This window comes from Paraburkholderia hayleyella, assembly GCF_009455685.1.
Lineage (GTDB): Bacteria > Pseudomonadota > Gammaproteobacteria > Burkholderiales > Burkholderiaceae > Paraburkholderia > Paraburkholderia hayleyella.
In genome coordinates this window covers 478,711-497,921 of record NZ_QPES01000002.1, presented here as the reverse complement: position 1 = coordinate 497,921, position 19,211 = coordinate 478,711, and the positions used below count along the sequence as shown (strand labels likewise).

At 57.6% G+C, this 19,211-nt stretch carries 16 protein-coding genes; 11 read left to right on the top strand and 5 right to left on the bottom strand.

The window, feature by feature from the left end:
• Window positions 1–415: 415 nt before the first annotated feature.
• The 7 genes from GH657_RS16530 to ureG all read left to right on the top strand — a co-directional run bounded on the left by GH657_RS16530 (window position 416) and on the right by ureG (window position 5,938).
• Window positions 416–1,285, top strand: a complete 870-nt coding sequence (locus GH657_RS16530; protein ID WP_153102115.1) for an urease accessory protein UreD — start codon at window positions 416–418, stop codon at window positions 1,283–1,285.
• Window positions 1,286–1,525: 240 nt separating this feature from the next.
• Window positions 1,526–1,828 carry an urease subunit gamma gene (ureA, locus tag GH657_RS16525; protein WP_153102424.1) on the top strand — a complete coding sequence of 101 codons (303 nt, stop codon included), beginning with the start codon at window positions 1,526–1,528 and terminating at the stop codon, window positions 1,826–1,828.
• 32 nt (window positions 1,829–1,860) lie between these two features.
• A complete protein-coding gene (locus tag GH657_RS16520) occupies window positions 1,861–2,166 on the top strand; it encodes an urease subunit beta (protein ID WP_153102114.1) in 306 nt (101 codons plus the stop codon).
• A gap of 73 nt (window positions 2,167–2,239) precedes the next feature.
• The gene (ureC, locus tag GH657_RS16515; protein ID WP_153102113.1) at window positions 2,240–3,946 is read left to right on the top strand and encodes an urease subunit alpha; all 1,707 of its coding nucleotides are present in this window, start codon (window positions 2,240–2,242) and stop codon (window positions 3,944–3,946) included.
• 2 nt (window positions 3,947–3,948) lie between these two features.
• Window positions 3,949–4,575: an urease accessory protein UreE gene (ureE, locus tag GH657_RS16510; protein ID WP_153102112.1), complete on the top strand. Its 627-nt coding sequence runs from the start codon at window positions 3,949–3,951 to the stop codon at window positions 4,573–4,575.
• Window positions 4,562–5,242 (top strand): urease accessory protein UreF, encoded by a 681-nt coding sequence (locus tag GH657_RS16505; protein WP_153102111.1) that lies wholly within the window; start codon window positions 4,562–4,564, stop codon window positions 5,240–5,242. Before ureE ends, GH657_RS16505 begins: the two co-directional genes overlap by 14 nt.
• 51 nt (window positions 5,243–5,293) lie before the next feature.
• The gene (ureG, locus tag GH657_RS16500; protein WP_153102110.1) at window positions 5,294–5,938 is read left to right on the top strand and encodes an urease accessory protein UreG; all 645 of its coding nucleotides are present in this window, start codon (window positions 5,294–5,296) and stop codon (window positions 5,936–5,938) included.
• A 44-nt stretch (window positions 5,939–5,982) separates the two neighbouring features.
• Here ureG and GH657_RS16495 read toward each other — a convergent pair whose 3' ends face one another.
• From GH657_RS16495 to GH657_RS16480, 4 genes are all read right to left on the bottom strand, one after another.
• Window positions 5,983–6,804 carry a hypothetical protein gene (locus GH657_RS16495; protein ID WP_153102109.1) on the bottom strand — a complete coding sequence of 274 codons (822 nt, stop codon included), beginning with the start codon at window positions 6,802–6,804 and terminating at the stop codon, window positions 5,983–5,985.
• Window positions 6,805–6,937: 133 nt separating this feature from the next.
• The gene (locus GH657_RS18435; protein WP_153102422.1) at window positions 6,938–7,255 is read right to left on the bottom strand and encodes a 4-oxalocrotonate tautomerase; all 318 of its coding nucleotides are present in this window, start codon (window positions 7,253–7,255) and stop codon (window positions 6,938–6,940) included.
• Window positions 7,213–8,148 carry an urea transporter gene (locus GH657_RS16485; protein WP_153102108.1) on the bottom strand — a complete coding sequence of 312 codons (936 nt, stop codon included), beginning with the start codon at window positions 8,146–8,148 and terminating at the stop codon, window positions 7,213–7,215. Before GH657_RS16485 ends, GH657_RS18435 begins: the two co-directional genes overlap by 43 nt.
• A 119-nt stretch (window positions 8,149–8,267) precedes the next feature.
• Window positions 8,268–9,191 (bottom strand): mechanosensitive ion channel family protein, encoded by a 924-nt coding sequence (locus GH657_RS16480; protein WP_174770012.1) that lies wholly within the window; start codon window positions 9,189–9,191, stop codon window positions 8,268–8,270.
• Between the two features lie 278 nt (window positions 9,192–9,469).
• Between GH657_RS16480 and GH657_RS16475 the strand changes: the two genes are divergently transcribed.
• Together GH657_RS16475 and GH657_RS16470 are read left to right on the top strand one after the other, a co-directional pair.
• On the top strand, window positions 9,470–11,134 hold the full coding sequence (locus GH657_RS16475) for an ATP-binding domain-containing protein (protein ID WP_153102107.1): 1,665 nt from the start codon (window positions 9,470–9,472) through the stop codon (window positions 11,132–11,134).
• Between the two features lie 89 nt (window positions 11,135–11,223).
• Complete coding sequence (locus GH657_RS16470) at window positions 11,224–13,077, top strand: ATP-binding response regulator (RefSeq protein ID WP_174770026.1); 1,854 nt, start codon at window positions 11,224–11,226, stop codon at window positions 13,075–13,077.
• 59 nt (window positions 13,078–13,136) lie between these two features.
• On the opposite strand, the gene GH657_RS16465 is transcribed toward GH657_RS16470, so the two are convergent.
• Window positions 13,137–14,012: a helix-turn-helix domain-containing protein gene (locus tag GH657_RS16465; protein WP_153102106.1), complete on the bottom strand. Its 876-nt coding sequence runs from the start codon at window positions 14,010–14,012 to the stop codon at window positions 13,137–13,139.
• Window positions 14,013–14,426: 414 nt separating this feature from the next.
• Here GH657_RS16465 and GH657_RS16460 point away from each other — a divergent pair, with 414 nt between their 5' ends.
• On the top strand, window positions 14,427–15,515 hold the full coding sequence (locus GH657_RS16460; protein WP_246174204.1) for a potassium channel family protein: 1,089 nt from the start codon (window positions 14,427–14,429) through the stop codon (window positions 15,513–15,515).
• Between the two features lie 195 nt (window positions 15,516–15,710).
• Window positions 15,711–19,064 (top strand): hypothetical protein, encoded by a 3,354-nt coding sequence (locus GH657_RS16455; RefSeq protein WP_153102105.1) that lies wholly within the window; start codon window positions 15,711–15,713, stop codon window positions 19,062–19,064.
• Window positions 19,065–19,211 lie beyond the last annotated feature (147 nt).

Genomic DNA, 19,211 nt, shown 5'->3' with positions numbered 1-19,211 from the left:
ATAGTGGAGTGAGGATGATAGCGGAGCATCGAGATTTTTTGTACATTCGACTCCTAAGCGAATCTTTGCCGGCAAGCTCTATAACTGCCAGGCATGCCTTAGGATACGAAAGAGGCACGGAAGAACCGGCGCTTCAGCGCGAAGTCATTGCATACATGCTAGCTTCACTGGCCGTGCCATCCGTGCCATCCGTGCAGTCCTGATCTCGCTATCGCGTACGCTACTCTGCTGTGTTATTTTGTTGCGCCATGTGCGATTGATGGGTTCGATGCATGGCCGCATCAAGCCGGTTCGTCCGTTTCCTTTTCCTTTTCTTTCCACTTGTTGAGCGATTGAGTCCGGTAGCAAGCCGCCGTACAGTCCATCGTCACCAGCAGTCGTAGCTTGGCGATTGACCTCTCGTTGACTCCTCCGCATGCCCCGTTCCGAACACCATGTCACGCTGACCACCCTGCAAATGCCATGGTGCGCCCGGCTTGAACTCGGCTTCGTCAGGCACGATGAACGCACCACGCTTGTGCACCGGCTGCACGATGGGGCGTTGCGCGTACAGCGACCGCTTTACCCCGAAGGCCCGACGATTTGTCATGCGGTGATCGTGCATCCGCCCGGCGGTATTGCGGGCGGCGATCAGCTCGATATTGACGTCGCGCTCGGGGCAGGCACACACGCAGTGCTAACGACGCCCGGCGCGACCCAATGGTACAAATCGAATGGCCGTTCCGCGCAGCAGCGTATTGCTGTGCGCGTAGGCGAACACGCGAAGCTCGACTGGCTGCCGCAGAACAACATCATGTTTGACAGCGTGAATGCACAGCTCGATTTTTCGCTGACCTTGGCCGAGGGCGCGAGCGCGATCGGCTGGGATGCGACCCAGCTTGGGCGGCAGGCCGCAGGCGAGTGCTGGTCGGCCGGACAGTTGTGCGCGGTATCGCGTATCGTCGGCGCACGTGGCGAGTTGCTATGGTTCGAACGCGTGGGTCTCGCTGCTCACGATCCGCTGCGTAATGCGCCCCAGGGGCTTGCCGGGTTTCCCGCCTACGGCACGTTATGGGCCATCGGTGCGGCATGCGATGACGCGCTCGCCGAAGCGCTGAGCGGACAGTTGCCGTTCGACGATACGTTGCGCGCCGCAGCCTCATGCGTGACGAATGGCGTGCTACTCGTGCGCGTAGTGTCGCGGTCGATGGAAACGTTACAAAAGGCGCTCACGCGTTGCTGGCTGCAATTGCGGCCGGTTGTGCATGGCGTCGCGGCAGTGCCGTTGCGGATCTGGTCGACCTGAGCCGCGCGATCTACTTTGGCATGAAGTCGTACCAGGTCATCGGTGTCGCTGTGCTGTCTGCCGATTCACGAATCGGTTAGTATGGTTAATCGTTAGAAAGACGTGATATTGTTACCCCCGACTTGCGATTCATAAACGGTGAATGGCCGGGTGAGCGGTCAATAACCAATAGCCAATAACCAATAACCGAAGCCGATAGGCAATCGCAACGTCGTGCACCTCAACGTCGAGACCCATCCGATGAAGCTGACACCCCGTGAGAAGGACAAGCTGCTGATCTTCACTGCCGCGCTGCTCGCCGAACGGCGCCGCGCACGTGGTCTCAAACTGAATTACCCGGAGACTGTCGCGTTCATTAGCGCCGCGCTGATGGAAGCGGCCCGCGATGGCAAAACCGTCGCTGAGGTCATGCACTATGGCACCACGCTGCTCACACGCGCTGATGTGATGGAAGGCGTTCCTGAAATGATCCCCGAAATCCAGGTGGAAGCAACGTTCCCCGATGGCACGAAGCTCGTCACTGTCCATCATCCGGTTCCCTGAATTCTTCATCGTTCACCGTCAAGGCAGGCTCCATGATTCCCGGCGAACTCCTCATCGACGATGGTGAGCACGAACTCAATGCGGGTCGTGCGACCATCACGGTAGTCGTGTCGAATACCGGTGACCGGCCGGTACAGATCGGCTCGCACTATCACTTTTATGAAGTCAACGAAGCGCTGTTATTCGACCGCGATGCGGCGCGCGGTTTCCGGCTGAACATCGCAGCGGGCGTTGCCGTGCGCTTCGAGCCGGGCCAGGAGCGTACCGTGGAGCTCGTTGAACTGGCAGGCGCGCGCGTCGTCTATGGCTTCAACGGCCGGGTGATGGGCAAGCTGTGATGCATTGTTCGCGCTGTTCGCGTTCATCCGTTACAGCCCGCTTCACCGCCTTGGCCATTTCCGGATCTACACCATGACACTGCATATTGGCCGCCACGCTTACGCGGAGATGTTCGGCCCCACCACTGGCGATCGTGTGCGCCTCGCCGATACCGAACTGCTGATCGAAATCGAGCGCGACTTCACGACTTACGGCGAAGAGGTCAAGTTCGGTGGCGGCAAGGTGATACGTGACGGCATGGGCCAGTCGCAGCGCGTGCATGCGGAGGTGGTCGATACGGTGATCACGAACGCCGTGATTCTCGATCACTGGGGCATCGTGAAGGCCGACATCGGCATCAAGGGCGGCCGCATCGCCGCGATTGGCAAGGCGGGAAACCCCGACATTCAGCCGAACGTGACGATTACGATTGGTGCGGCAACCGAGGTGATCGCAGGCGAAGGCCTGATCGTGACGGCGGGCGGCATCGACACACACATTCATTTCATCAGCCCGCAGCAGATCGAGGAAGCGCTCGCCAGTGGCGTGACGACGATGATCGGCGGCGGCACCGGCCCCGCGACGGGCACGAACGCGACCACCTGTACGCCGGGCCCGTGGCATCTCGAACGGATGCTGCAGGCGGCCGATGGCTATCCGATGAATCTCGGTTTTCTCGGCAAAGGCAATGTGAGCCAGCCGCAGCCGCTGGTCGAGCAGATCGCCGCTGGCGCGATCGGCCTGAAGCTGCACGAAGACTGGGGTGCGACGCCTGCCGCGATCGATAACTGTCTCTCGGTCGCCGAGGATACCGACACGCAGGTGTCGATCCACACGGACACGCTGAACGAATCGGGCTTCGTCGAAACGACGGTGGCGGCATTCAAGGGCCGCACGATCCACACGTATCACACCGAAGGCGCAGGCGGCGGCCATGCGCCCGACATCATCAAGGTCTGTGGCGAAACAAACGTGCTGCCTTCGTCGACCAATCCGACGTGCCCGTATACCGTCAATACACTCGATGAGCATCTCGACATGCTCATGGTGTGTCATCACCTGGACCCATCGATTGTGGAAGATATCGCGTTTGCCGAATCACGCATTCGCCGCGAGACCATCGCCGCCGAAGACATCCTGCATGATCTCGGCGCGTTATCCATGTTGTCGTCGGATTCGCAGGCGATGGGCCGCGTCGGCGAGGTCATCATCCGCGCGTGGCAGGGTGCGCACAAGATGAAGGTGCAGCGCGGCGCATTGCCCGAGGACAACGCGCGCCACGATAATTTCCGCGCGAAACGCTACGTTGCGAAGTACACGATCAACCCGGCGATCACGCATGGCATCGCGCACGAAGTCGGTTCGATCGAACCAGGAAAATGGGCCGACCTCGTGTTCTGGGAGCCAGCGTTTTTTGGCGTCAAGCCTTCGCTGATTCTCAAGGGCGGAATGATCGCCATGGCGCAGATGGGCGATCCCAACGCCTCCATTCCCACACCGGAGCCGGTCCACTATCGCAACATGTTTGCCACGCGCGGCGGCGCCTTGAGCCGGACATCGCTGACCTTCGTGTCGCAGATGGCGGCCGATGCGGGCATTGCCGAGCGCTATGGTTTGAGCAAGCGGATCGTCACCGTGAAGAACTGCCGCAATCTCACGAAGGCGGACATGATTCATAACGCGTGGCGGCCTGCAATCAGCGTCGATCCAGAGACCTATCAGGTGATCGCCGATGGCCAGTGGCTGACCTGCGATCCCGCTGCCGTGTTGCCGATGGCGCAACGCTACTTCCTGTTCTGATCATGCGCACACTCGACAAACTGCTGGCGCCGCATCTGAAGATCGCCCCTGTACTGGTGAAGCGTGCCCCGACCTTGACGCTCGCGTTCGATGAACGTCGCAAAAGCCGCCTCGCAGCCACGCTCGATCATGGCGAGCCCATCGCCCTGCTGTTGCCGCGCGGCACCGTGCTGCGCGATGGCGACCTGCTGATCGCCGACGATGGCGCGCTCGTGCGTGTGGTGGCTGCGCCGGAAGCGGTGCTGGTCGTGCGGGCGCAAGACGGGCTGACGCTGACGCGTGCGGCGTACCACCTCGGCAATCGTCATACTCCCGTGGAAGTGGGTGTGGATTATCTGAAGCTCGAATACGATCCGGTACTGGCCGATATGCTCAGGCGTCTTGGTGCAATGGTCGAGCAACTGCAGATGCCGTTCCAGCCGGAGGCCGGTGCTTATGGCGGCGGTCATAAGCATGGGCATGATGAGACGTTCGCCGAAGACTATGCACTCGCGCAACAGGTGTTCAGGGAACATCACGTGCATGACCATCCGCACTCGCCGCACGACCACGACCACCATGACCACGTGCATGGCGAATCGTGTGACCACGTACATCACCTAACCCGTTCGCCCCGTGCGCATCGCTGAACTCACCGCGCTGCTGCATCTGGCTTCGCCCGCGCTGCCGATCGGCACGTTCAGCTATTCGCAGGGGCTTGAGGCGGCGATCGAAGCACACATCGTCACCGATGCCGATTCCGCACGTGACTGGATTGCCAGTGGCCTGAGCGACGTGCTCGCGCGCGCTGAACTGCCGTGCCTGGCGCACCAGATGGAACGTTGGCGCACGCATGATGCCGCCCGCCTTGCCGACGCCAACGGCGAATTTCTTGCTAGCCGCGAGTCCGCGGAACTGCGCCGGGAAACGGAACAGATGGGCTGGTCGCTGCGGCAACTATGCATATCGCTGGAATGGGGCGATGCGCCGCGACGCGCGACACTCGCCTCGATCACTCCGCTGGCGCAACCGACGGCATTCGCATTGGCTGCTTACGCACACGATGCCGCGATTGACGCCACGCTCGCCGCTTATGCTTTCAGTTGGGTGGAAAACCAGGTGGCGGCCGCATTGAAGTCCGTGCCGTTGGGACAGCTTGCGGGGCAGCGCATCATCGTTGCGCTGCGCGGGCCGATTGACGCCGCTGTGACTCGCGCGCTCATGATCGCGCCTGAGCAGATCAACACGTTCGCGCCGCAACTGGGCATTTTATCGGCGCGTCATGAGTCGCAGTATTCAAGGCTCTTCCGCTCGTAACGCACATCAGGCCACGCATCACGCCACGCATCACACAGAACACGATCTCTCATGAACGCACCTCATCATCCCGTTGCCCGCACGAAGAAACTGCCCCCGCTACGCGTGGGCATTGGCGGCCCCGTCGGTTCGGGCAAGACCACGCTGCTCGAAATGTTGTGCAAGGCGATGCGCGAGCAGTACGACCTCGTCGCCATTACCAACGACATCTATACGAAAGAGGACCAGCGCCTGCTGACGGTCGCGGGCGCGCTGCCGGCCGAGCGGATCATGGGCGTTGAGACGGGCGGTTGCCCGCATACGGCGATTCGGGAGGATGCTTCGATCAATCTCGAAGCGGTCGACCGGATGCTTACCCGCTTTCCCGATGCGGATATCGTCTTTATCGAATCGGGCGGCGATAATCTTGCGGCAACGTTCAGCCCGGAACTGTCGGACCTGACCCTCTACGTGATCGACGTCGCGGGCGGCGAGAAAATCCCGCGCAAGGGCGGCCCTGGCATCACGAAATCGGATCTGCTCGTGATCAACAAGACGGATCTCGCGCCGCTGGTTGGCGCGAATCTCGATGTGATGGCCTCCGATGCAAGGAAGATGCGTGGCGAGCGGCCCTTTGTGATGTGCAATCTGAAAGCGCTCGACGGCCTGGATGAAGTCGTGAGGTTTATCAGAAAGAAAGGGTTATTGAACGTCTAAGCACTCACTCGTCCGCCCACCCGAATGCCATCATCCCGGCACCGCTATGTCGTTTCTTTTTGCAGGGCGCCGCTTTGGGTGAGCGGTATCAATTCGCAGGCGAAGTGGCGATAAAGCCATCCTGCCGTTACTGAAAAAATAACGGTGGTTAAAGTGATATAAATTGCCCTGACTGGAATGCTTGCGAATATTTGTCCAACTGGTGTTAGTTTCTGGAAAATTTCCTCAAAAATATAAAACACGGCCAGCGTGCAGAGAATAATGGAGGCGATAATGCCAGCCATTATTCTGAATAAATTCCAGAAATGAGGCGAACTATTTTGCCATGCCGCGCGCAATGCAATATTGCTACCCAGTGCGATTGCCGGAAATAATAATGCGAGCCTGATGAATATATAGCCGGAACAGCCGAATGCAATCAGGCTGACGATATAGATCTGGGGCTTGGACAGATGAGATCCTGTCAGTAATAGCGCAATGATGAACAGGCCCAGGGTGATGACAAGGCAAATCAAAAGATACAGGAAATTTAATTTAACATACCGATGTAGCGCTTTATATCCGTCAGGGTCAAGAAATTTATTCTGTTCATTCAGAAAAAGCAGGCGATTGATTTTAATGAAGACAATTCCAGTGACATAAATATCAATTATCTGGATTACCCAGTTTTCGTTTCGCGCGGATTCTATTGCTTTGTAAATTTCGTTATTTTCTGAAGCCGAGACCATCGCCAGGACGATTGAGGATAAATCAACGATTGCAAAGATAACGATGATGGTCAGCAGGAAAGCCGGCATCGTTTTAATGATGTGCCAGGTGGTGCGATAGATTTCGCCGCTGTATGTTTTGAAAGTCAGGTGTCTCATAAGGTCTCAGATGTAGTTGTTGGTTATGCGCCATGCAGTCCAAGCATGGCGTCGGCCTGAATCTACATTTACTCAACTGATAACCTGTAAAAATTGTTTGCAGGCAGGATGCCGAAGCGGATATGCGACGTGCCTAGCTGCTTGCGTCAGACCACAATTGCCCACCGGTTGCCCAGTTTTCCCGTTTGACCTCGGTCAAAATAATATCAATGGTATTGGGTGCGACGCCTAGCGTTTGAACGCTCGCCTGAGTAATAGCAGCGATGAACGCACGTTTTTGTTCAATCGTGCGGCCTTCAAAAAGCTCGATATGAAAAGTCGGCATGCCAGATCCTCGTTGGTGTGGTTTGTGTGAAGTGAGTGAAAGCGCGCTGATTGTGGCGGGTGTCGCGGGTGTCGCGGGTGTCTTTAACGGGCCGGACGCCGGGAAAAACGTCGGACACGTTGCCATGACAGCCCGAGGAAACGGGCCCATGCCGGCTTGAGTGCGTGCTGTCCTAGCCACAGCACGCTCCACGTTGCCAGCACGAAGGGCACGCCCAGTGTGACGAGGCCGCAATGATCGGCGAGCCGTTGCAACACGACGGCCAGCGCGATTCCGCTGAGTGCCGCTAGCGCACCGCTATTGGCCAGGGCCAGGGCGGTCAGGGCGCCGTTAAAACCCAGCAGGCCCAGATCGAATGACACAACGCTTGCGCCCAGCAGGAGATGCGCCGTGCTGCCCAGTACCGTGCCGGCGAGGGCCCAGAATGCGTGCCTGCGGGATGCGGCAGCGATGCCCGCGAGAATCAGCAGGCCAGGCCATGCGCCACAGGCAAAGCTGGTTTGCGCCAGCCCGGAGAGCCAGTTGCCAGCGTCATGAAGCAAGGCGGTGCTGTGTGCCGTGGCGCGCTGAACAGTGGGGTTGCTGAGATTGATCAATGGCAGCCAGAGGCCACTGACCAGCAGCGCGGGGCTGGAGTAAAACTTCAAGCCCTGGCTACGCAGCCAGCGGGCCCAGGGCTTGAGCAGCCACGTGGTGGCCAGTGCGCTGGGCAGGGCAAACGAGATAGCCCGCGCGTTATCGGCAATAAAAGTGAAGACCACGACTGCCGCGAGTGCGCCGTTGAAACCGTGTAGCCCGCGATAGGTATCGCGCCAGGCAAATCGGTTTAAGCGCAGCGCAGCGGCATTGGCAGCCAGCGCGCCTAGCAGCCCTGCACAGGCGAGCCGTGGGCTGTAGGCCAGCCATGCGGCAAACACGCAGGCGCCGGTGGCGGCATTGCCTTGCAGCACGAGCTGGCCAAAGCTGCGCAACAGTGTGCGCAAGCCGATGAGCGTTTTTCTGGAGACTGCGGCGGGCATGAGGCGAATCAAAAGGGAGGATGCGCGGCCTGTGTGCCGCGCAAAACGTAGCAGCCGTGAGGATAGGGTGCCGGGTGCGAGCCTGGGTGTAACGCTGCGAATAGTCGCTATTTGCGCGCTTAGCGTGTTTCGGGCGGGGTTGCCGGAGGCGGTGAGGTGACGGATGTGGGGGGCATGGGCGCTGCCGCTGCGGGTGCCGCAGCCGTAGGCGCGGCATTCTGCACAATATGCAAACGCGTGCGTAATGGCAGCGAGCATTGCGCCTCGGTCAGCACATGCCGGACTTGCCGGGCAAGATCCCAGCGCAAATCCCAGAACACATCGATGTTTGACCAGACACGGATATTGAGCACCGTTGTGCTGTCTTCGAAGCGGTTGACCATGATTTGCGGCGCAGGCTCGGCGAGCACCCGCTGATCCGCCTTGACCAGGGTCAGCAGGGCATTCATGGCGTGGTCGAGATCGTCGTTGAGCGAAATCTCGACTTCCAGATCAAGCCGGCGAGTCGGGTTGCGGGTGTAATTACGGATCGAATTGCTCCAGAGCGCACTGTTGGGCACGTATTCGCAGATGCCATCGGGTTTGGTCAGACGTGTGGTGAACAGGCTGACTTCTTCCACCGTGCCCGCGACCGTGCTGCTGTCGATATAGTCCCCCACTCTGAAGGGGCGCAACAGCAGCAACATGATGCCTGCCGCGATGTTCTGCATAGTGCCCTGTAGCGCGAGACCGATGGCCAGGCCGGCTGCGCCGAGCACCGCGACGATGCTGGCTGTCTGAATGCCGATTTGCGAGAGCGCGCCCACGATGGCGATGATGCGAATGCCCCACAGGCAGGTATCACAAATAATGGGCCGCAATGTGGCATCGACACTTGACTGGCGGGTGAGCAGGCGGTTCAGCCAGTTCGAGGCACGGCGCGCCACCCACCAGCCCACTAGCAGCATGAGCACCGCGGCGCACAGCGAGAGTGAAAACGTGGTGAGCGCGTCCCAGAGGAAGTTCCAGCGATCGGGACGAATCCCCATGAACAGGTTTGACATAGTGTCGATGATCCTTGTAACAGAGTGCAGAGTGGGAACGGCGGATTGTGTCGCGCAAGACTCGCGGCGCAATCCGCACCCAGGCTGGGGAAGACCTCGCCAGTAGATGAAAAGTTCGCCAGACAACCGAACTTTTACAGCAGCAGGCAACGTGGCATGGCATCAGGATCGGGTTCCATCCCGCCCGCTCCTTCCGGTTATGGCGCACGGCGCAGCGGGTGGCGGCGTCAGCCGCGTTGCGTACAATGAGCGGCCCCGAACCTGGCGAGACCTCCCGCATGGCCCGTATCGTCCCCGACGACTGGAAACATCTTGCCGCCACTGGCGCCGCCGCACGCGAGCGCGAAACGCTGGCGTTGCTCGAAGCCACCTTGCCCGACGGCTATACGGTGTACCACGGCGTGCACTGGACCCGTCTCAAACAAAATTTTTCGGTGTTTGGCGAAGCCGATTTCATGATCGTGAGCCCCGCAGGGCGCACCCTGCTCATCGAGCAGCAAACGGGTTTTCTGCGGGAAACGCCGGAAGGTCTCGTCAAGGCGCACTTGCAAACCGAACGCAACGTGGCCATCGCGCTGGCGCGGACCAGCGAGCGCCTGCATCGCCGTTTCACTACCGCGTTTGGCGCAGGCATGTATGGCATCGAAGCGCTGTTGTACTGTCCCGACCACACGATCAAGCATGCCGCGATCGCTGGGGTGAACCCGGCTTGCATCGTCGACGCGACACGCAAGCAGCACCTCCCCGCGCTTATTCTGGCGCTGTTGCCTGCTACTGAAACGCGTCTGGCCTGTGCCGCGAAAATTCATCATTTTCTGGCCGATGAACTGGCGCTCACACCCGATGCCGGTGCGCTGATCGGTCAGGCCGGCACGCTGGTGACGCGTTTGGCAGGCGGGCTCGCCACATGGGCGCGGCGGCTCGAATTCACGCCGTTCCGGCTGCGCGTGAGCGGCACCGCTGGTTCAGGCAAAACCCAGCTCGCGGTGCAGGTGATGAAAGACGCCGTCGCGCGCGGCCAGCGTCCGCTCTACGTCTGCTTTAACCGGCCGCTGGCCGATCACATCGCACGCATTGCCCCGGCCGAAGCCAAAGTGGCCAACTATCACCAGTTGTGTGACTGGGTGGTACGCGATAGCGGCGCGCGGCCCGATTTCACGGCGAGCGATGTGTTCACCCAGCTCGAAGCCGCCTTCGCGCAAACGAGCGTGAATGCCCGCTGGCAGTTCGACGTGCTGATCGTGGATGAAGGCCAGGATTTCCAGCAACCATGGGTCGATGCGCTCGCCCGGCTGCTTAAGCCGCATGCCGCCTGGTGGTGGCTCGAAGATCCGCTGCAAAACCTCTACATGCGACCGGATGTCGTTTTGCCCGGCTGGACGCTCTTGCGCGAAAGCACCAATTACCGCAGCCCACGCGACATTCTCGATTACGTGCGTGACGTCGTGGGCGCCTCAAACCCGCTCGCGGCGGAGCTCGTACCCGGCAGTCCGTTTGCCGGCTCGGAGATCGCGTTTTCGGTTTATGACGCAGCACAGGCGCCAGACAGTGTGATCGATGCCACCAAACGCGCCATTACCCAGGCGCTGGGGCTGGGCTTTCGCCGGCAGGACATCGCGGTATTGTCGTTTCGCGGACGCGAGGGCTCGGTGCTGAGTGCGCTCGACCAGCTCGGGCCACACCGGTTGCGCAGTTTTACCGGCAAATACGATCTTTTTGGCAACCCTGGCTTTCGGGAGGGCGATGTGCTGCTCGAATCCCTTTACCGCTTCAAAGGCCAATCCGCACCGTGTGTGATTTTGAGCGAAGTCGATTTTCCGGCATTTGACGAGCGCGTGGCCCGCAAGCTGTTCGTCGGGGCCACGCGCGCGACGATGAAGCTGATGATCGTGGCTTCGTCGCGTGCCGCCGCTTATCTGCGCGCAGGAGACACGCCATGCTGAATATGAATACCGTGCTACCCGAGACCGGGCCTGCCGCCGCGACATCCCAGGCGGCAGGGCTGGCCGCGAACCGTCGGCCCCGCCAGCCCATGCGGCGGCGCCTGTTGTTCATCATCATCTGGCTGGCCGCGCTGGCCACGCCGCTCGGCGCGATCGGCTATCTGCTGTACGCCAATTTGCTCGAGCCCGAAGCGAGTGGCCAGGTCAGCGCAGGCGATGGCGGTTTCGTTTGGGATGCCACCCAGTTGCAGATCGCTTACGTCTGCCTCGAAAACCAGTTGCTGCTTTATCGCAGCGGCATCGATCCTGATTACGGCAAAGTGACGCAACGTTATCGGACGTTGAAGGACAAGCTGGGCACGATGTCCAGCCAGGCCCATCTGCATGTCGGGCGCTTGATGCGCGTGCAACGGCAAAAAGAAGATATGCGGCAACTCGGCGCGCGTCTGGACAGCATGGCCCCGGCACTGGCGGCCTTGCCCGCAGACATCACGCAAGCCGACCAGATGATCAACGCGTTGCATGCGCATGGGCGCGAGATGGACGACATGGCGAAAAGCCGGCGTTTTGTCGATGTCGCCGAACGTGCCGCGCTCAACGACGACTTTGCCGCCAAGCGCCGCATGCTGTTTATCAGCGGTTTGTGTCTCGCGCTGCTGCTCTCGGCGGTGGCGGCGCTGCTGCTGGTGGCCAATAGCCGCCGCCGCACCCGGCTGATCCGGCAACAGCACGCCGCGCTGGAGGCCGAACATCAAGCCAGCCGCGCCGCGCGCGAAGCCAATCTGGCGAAAGACGCATTTCTCGGCATGATTAGCCACGAGTTGCGCACGCCGTTGCATGCGATTGTGTCGTCGGTCGAGCTGCTGGGTTTTAACCCGCATTCCGCAGCCGACCGCAAGGTGATCCAGCGGCTTGAAACCGCCGCACGCCAGCTCGAAGCCCAGATGAAAGACCTGACCGATTACGCCCGCCTCGGTGCGGGCAAGCTCGAGTTGCGCTATGAGCAGTTCGAGCCCCGTGCGCTGTTGCTGTCGATCATCGATGAACACGAGCCCGAGGCGCGTGCCAAAGGGCTCGTGCTCGAAGGCGAGGCGCAGGGCGAGAGCGGGCAGGTCGAATCTGATCCAAACCGCATCCGGCAGATCGTCAGCAACCTCGTGACCAATGCGATCCGCTATACCGAAACCGGCTCCGTGCAGGTGCGGCTGGTGCAGCAGGCCAACGCGCTGTCGATTGCCGTCAGCGACACCGGGCCGGGTGTGCCGGTGCAACAGATTCCGCTGGTCTTCAAGGCTTTCACCCAGCTCGATACGTCATCGGCACGGCGCTTCGAAGGCGCGGGCATGGGGCTGGCGATCGTGCGCGGGCTGGCCGACTTGTTCGGCGGCAAGGTGGACGTCGAGAGCCGGGTCGGAGAAGGTTCGACGTTTAGTGTGACGCTGCCGGTCAACCCCGTTGCCGCACCGGCCTCGGCCCCGGCATCGGGGCCCGCCTCTTCACTGGCGGCCATACACAACGCGGCGCTGGCCTCCGGTGCGCGGGCGCCCGCGCCGATACCGCCACGAGTCCTGGTGGTCGACGACAATCCGCTGGTGCGGGAGTCGCTGTGCGAGATGGTCAGTCACATGGGCGGTACCGCAACGGCTGCCGCCAGCGCCGATGCGGCGTTAGCCTGGCTCGATGCGCAATGCTGCGATCTGGTGCTGCTCGACCTGCATATGCCTGAGCGCGATGGCTATGCGTTCGTGACGGAGTTCCGGGCGCGCAGCACGCGCTCGGCGAATGTGCCGGTGATTGCGGTGAGCGCCTATGCACCCGATGCCCAGGCGGGCGAGAACATCGGCCCATTTTTTGAATGCCTGCTCAAACCGGTGCGCTACGACATCTTGCGTGCCGCGATTCAGCGGGCGCTGGCCGTGGCGGCACGGAATCGCGCTCAATGACGCCGTCTGGAGGCGGCCGGCGTGGAAACAAGAACCACGCTTGGCGCAGCCGTGCAGGCTTATGCGCCCGCGCTCAGCGTCGGAGCGTGATTGAGCCGCTTGGAAAGATCCGCGACGAGAATCGCCATGCGCGCTGGTTTTTCATAACAGGCCACATCGTAACGACGGATGACCTCGCTGATTTCGGATTCGCTGGCCTTGCCCGTCAGCAACTCACCTGTCAGCACGAAAATCGGCGCATCCGGGTTTTCTGAATGACGCACCAGGCGGATCGCTCCCGCTGCGGTTTGCGCGCCAAACAGCCAGTCGATTACCACGCCATCGAACGCCTGCGTATGCAGGGCCTCGGTGAAGGCCGACAAACTATAAAAAGCGGTCGCGGCAAAGCCGTGATGTTCGAGATAGTCGCGCAGGTTGTCCGCCGAAGCGTGATCGTCATCGACCACGGCCACGAGCGGCTGATCGTTTTCCGCGCGGCGCGGATAGATCTCGATCTTGTGTACCTCATGGGCGTTCTGATAGAGCGCGCCGTCGTGACGTACCACCCGCCACTGCTCGAGCTGCGTGTACGCGACAAACTCCGGACGGCTGCCCGGCTCAAGCGCTACACCAATCCATACCGTGCACGGCAACTCGATCGCGCCAATGGCGAACACCGCCTCCTGCGCGGTTGCGCTCACTATGCCAGGGTCCAGCGTTGGTGTGCCGAAAAGCTGTGCCGCAGGCTCATCGAAGACTTCCGCGACCTTTTTGATCTGCGCCAGGGTCCATGGGCTATTGCCGCGCAGCTTGCGGTGCCCTTGGGAAAAGCTGAGCTCGAGGATGCGGCAGAGCTCAGTGGTTTGGCGGCGCTTGCCGATACCGTGACGGCTCATCAGTTCGCGCACGCGCTCGGCGATGGCGAGCGCGTCGGATGAGGGGGCTTCGTTGACCATACTGCGAGATTTTCCGCTGGGTGGGAGAAGAAAGGGAGCCAGGGGGAGCCGCCTTCAGGGCCCAATGGTGAGCCGGGGTGGCGGATGGCTTGTTTATAGGGTGCTCAGGTGCGCCTGGATAAGTGTCCAGAGCAACGTTTTAACGTGAGGCACCGGAGAGCAAATGTACCGCAAAACGGTTACAAAAAATCGACACAAGAGGGATTTTGCGTGCATGGGCGAAATTGATAGCGTGTGGCAAGCCGCTTCAGGCCCATGGGGGGCGGAAGGGGGAGTCGTGCGGTCAGCCGAGGCTTACCGCCGCCGCGCCTTAACTTCGCCACAACTTTGCCGCAACTTCGCTCGCTGCAACGAATCGCCGGTGTGTGCACCAGTCATCGTAGAATCAGCCGTTCCCACTGCTGGAGCCGTTGCGTGCCGCAAAAAAAGAGCCCCCAATCCCGGCAATCCCATCGCTTTCGTTTGCCGCGTTTGCCGCGCGGGTCATGGAAGCCGCCTCGCGCCCAAACCCTCTTCACCCGTCCCTACGTTTCGCCACGGCGCATGCTGCTGCATCGCCTGCTCCTGGTGGCCGCGCTGTGTCTGCTGGCGTTCACCGTGCTGTATCTGGACCGGCGCGGGCTGCGCGATGCCAGCCGCGATGCGCTGGGCATCATCGACCTGATGTACTTCACGATGGTGACCGTGGCGACAGTCGGCTATGGCGATATCGTGCCCGTCACCGCCCGCGCCCGGCTGATCGACGCGTTTTTTATCGTGCCGATTCGCATCGTGATCTGGTTTGTGTTTCTGGGCACCGCCTATCAGTTCGTGATTCAACGCGTGATCGAGGAATTTCGCATGAAACGTCTGCAAAAACAGCTGCATGAACATATCGTCGTGTGCGGCTACGGAATGAGCGGCTCCGTAGCGATCCGGGAGCTGCTCGAAAGCGGCGTCAAGCCTGAAGCGATCGTCGTGATCGACCCGCAGCAAACCGCGCTTGAAGCCGCGACGGGCCTCGGCATCGCGGGCCTGCTCGGCGACCCGGTACGGGAGGATCTGCTGCAGCAAGCCCAGGTGCGCGAAGCGCGTGCGGTCATTATCAGCGTGTCCGACGACGCCACGGCGATCCTGCTCACGCTGACCGTGCGCAGCATCGCGCCGCAAACCAAGATCGTCGTGCGCATCCAGGAGCAGACGTTTCAGCGGCAACTGCGCCAGGCCGGCGCGGATGTGATTGTCTCGTCGACGAAGATCGGCGGGCTATTGCTGGCCGACGCGGTGGAGAGCGAATACATCGTGCCGTTTATTAACGATCTGCTTTCAACGCGTGGCCGGGTGACGCTGCTGGAGCGCCCGGCTGAACTGCACGAGGTGGGCTGCTGGAGCAATGCCGTGCCGGGGATCGTCGTGATTGGGCTGGTGCGCGAGGGTACCGTGCTGTCGTTTTATGAAGATGCGCCGTGTCTGATTCAGCCGGATGACGTGCTGATGGTGATCCAGTCGTCCCGGGCGGGCTGAGAGGGGGGTGTTGTGTGGGGGGGCGGATGGGCTGTCGGCCTTTGGCGATAAGGCGTTCAGGGGGATCGGATAGGGCAGCGGATGTCTCGCCTCAAAAATATTTGTCAACATAGCGTTTACGAGGGAACGATCTGCTTTCCAGTTGTTACATAGGCCGCAGACAAATCTATTTCTATTTTTGGATGCCGGGCCATCATGAAAACTTCTCCAGTCAGTGGTGCTTCAATTTCCCATTTGTTGTGTGCCGTCAAGAATAAGGCTCTTGAGTTCTCGGAAGCCGTTCAGCGTGCGGCAGGGCAGATATACCTGCATTTCACGACGGTGTTCAAGGAGCGAAAGGTTAGCTCTGACACGAGCGGGGGGGTAAATCGTGCGGCGCTTCACAACCACGTAAAGTGGCTGACGCAAATGTCGCCGAACGAACGTTTGTATCAGATGGAGTCTATGAGCCAGCATATCCAGCGCGTGGGGTTTGAGTCTCAAACGGCTATGGCCGTGCAGCTGAAAGCCTTGGTGCTGACCTATATCGAGGAAACAAGTTCTCACACGGGTTTGGAGAGCGGAGAGGCGCTCTTGTACCACCTGCTTTGGGAATTCGAGGTTATGGGCGAAGTGTTTGCTTCGCTTGACAAGCAGGCCAGGTGGGATAAATTTGAATTGGCTCAGAATGTAGCGGATTACAAAAAATTCATAAAAAAAATCGCACCGGACGTAATTAAAAAATCCGAAGAAAATTTAAAGCGGATTACTCAGTTGAGGTGCTCGCTGAACTGTGCCCCCAACAGGAACTTTGATGTAATAATCAGTAATTTCAAGTTGGCAAGAGACTTGATGTGTGTTGACAAGTCATTGGCTTCATCTGTAAAAAAATTGCAGCAAGCTGTTACGGATTTTGTAGGGGCGATGATTTCTCTTGATGATAAGAAAGCCATAGAATGTTTGAAAAATATTCATACTCATTTCTCTGCAGTTAAAAGCCAGGGAAAAAAAGATTCGTTTACGCAATGGATGCCATTGTGGTTGCATAATGCTTGCAAGACGCATGGTGAAAATGATATGCCTGCATTCATGGTCACGGTAGACCTCTTTGGGAGCTATCTGGCGCAATCATTGAAAAATCCTGAATACAACAGGAAAGATTATAAAAAAATATTGTCGGCTGTAAAGCTGGTGAATTTAAGCTGGTTTATTCCGGTAAATAAAGACATTTTGCAGCAAGAGCTTGTGCAAGAGCTGCATGTTTTGCCGGAATCGAATGTGAGGCAAGCGCAAAATATTCAGGGGTCTGATACGGACTCGAATTTGGATATCATGGAGACTTCGTCGCAAATATCAAATGATGAGCGAAGTTCATCTCTCAATATGAGTTCGAGCCCGTCGTCAGGCTCGATGTATGCCACTGATACGAATTCAGGATCGGGTATTAGTGATGATGCTGATGATGTCGCTATGCTGAAGGATGCGGAATTATCTGAAATAAAGCATAATAAATCATTTGGTGATGAAATTCAGTTCGAGGGTAATGAAGAAATTATTGCTTCGAACAGGCATGTCAATCAGGCTTCCATGGGCGATGTCGTTGATATTGAAAATGAAGGCCCTGAGGATATTGTCACTCAGAAAAATATATTTGCGAAAATAACCGATAGGACAATATTGGTTGAATCTCGCCTTGGCATGCTGAAAACTTATCTGGATAAAAAATTTGATGCGGGGGTGAAATCGAAGAATTTTTCTGATTTTGCCAGCGCCGTCAAAAATCTGGGACGTGAGTTTGTAAAAAATAATTACTCCGCAAGCGGAGAAGAAAGTATCGAGAATTTGCTCATCACTAATTACCTCTGTGATTATATCGAACAAGTTGATCAGCAACTGGCGAGCGTAAATCCTAAACTTGCCTTTGATTTAAGCGTTGAGCGCATGCTTTTAAAGTTGTCACGGAGTTTGCCGCAACATCTTAATGCCTCCGAGCATGAACTTCCTAGTTATGTACCGTCAGCCCGTGGTATCTCCGATTTAATCCGGCCGGTCACCCCGGAGGGCGCGAAGGAAATCAATGCTGACGTATGGCGAGCAAAAGCGCTGCTGACGCTGGAGGAGCTTTTCCGTAGTCATTACACGGGGACGTCCTCGTTCGAACAAGTTTTCTGCGCGACGATGTCCCGATATATTGCCAATTCAAATCTGACGGCAACGGAACGTATCGAACTGGGTTATTATCTGGCCTCCAGAAAAAATATATTAATCTCGATTAGAGATTTTGCAGGAACTTCGGCGCGCTATAAAAAGAAGGCTGGCGCTATAGTTAAGTTTATTGAAAGCTTTCAGCGTGAGGCCAAAGTTGGTTCGATTGATTCGACACCGGGCGGAGAATTGAGCCACGAGGAAATTAAAATTTTCAGCAGTAATTTAGGCGTAGCTTGGGCTGACGGAAAAATGATTGCTATTGGAGCTTCTGTTCCGGTTCCATTTGATTATCATAAAAATAATTTGCTCGATTTAATGGCTGAGCGTGAAATTTCAACAGATGGCGAAGGCAAGATTGACGAATATCTGAAACTCTGCGTTGGGAAGGATGCGGAGCGTTCCGGAGTGGTGCTGGATGGCGGCGTTACACTGCCGCCTGGGGAAAATCAGGATTATTACCAGTCGCATATTGTTAACTATATTAATCCGATGGGGCAGTTGACTTCTGAAGAAGTAAAAAATATTACCCGTGGGGTGATGTTCGCAATGACTCAGATGAGTTCGGGCCCGTTGTCCCATGTTTTATTTTCTCCATGTCCAGATGACGTTGAAATATCGAAGGTGCTATTAAAAGACACGGTTGAAAATATAGATCAATTTAAACCCGGCAGTTTAGCCATGTCGAAGGACGATCTGGGTAAACATACGTTTTTTGGTTCGGTAGTGCGGGAAACCAATGATTTTGAGGAAAGTAAGGTAACCCTGGTCAAGCATCTTGATTATATTGAAGTGACTCAAGAGCGAGTATCGCAAGTACGTGAAATAAGGCCTTTTGGGAAAGAGTTTCATACATTCCCGCTTGATACGAAAAAGAGCTTTATTTATTGGAAGTCCACCATTCAGGTTTCCAATAATGGGGATATTGTGGCGCATGACGGGCAGCTATTAAAGAATTCGTGGTTAATGCCCGTGCAAGAAATTGCGGCACTTCAAAATGCGGCAGATTCCTCTGTATCAGTGGAGACAAAAGTAAAGTATGTTAAGGAATACGTCGAGAATTTATGGGGGAATTCTGGCGATATTCGAAATTCAGTTCATCATTTACAGAGTTTACTTCCTGTATTTAAGGAAATTTCCGCCAGTGTGCGTGCAAGTAAAAATGTTGCACTACGCAATGCTTTGGCCCAGTATTTTCAAACAATAGCGACCAAAGCAGATTTAAGAAAGAAAAGTTCGGAAATCACGAAGGTAGTGGCCGAAATTAAAATGGAAATTAAATCCCTGGAAAAAGCCCCTGGTATTATGGCGCGCTTCTTTCCCAGAGCGAATAATATTCGCACTGTCGAGCCGATTAATAGTTAAAGTTAAAGCAAATAAGATCCCGGAAGTATTCCGGGATCTTCCCTAAGCCTTAAACCAGGCGGGCTCATTTTTCAGAAAATGCGCCCGCCTGTGTGCGTCTATACAGATGTGTTTGAATCGTCGCTCAACGCAAACTATCTGTTTGAA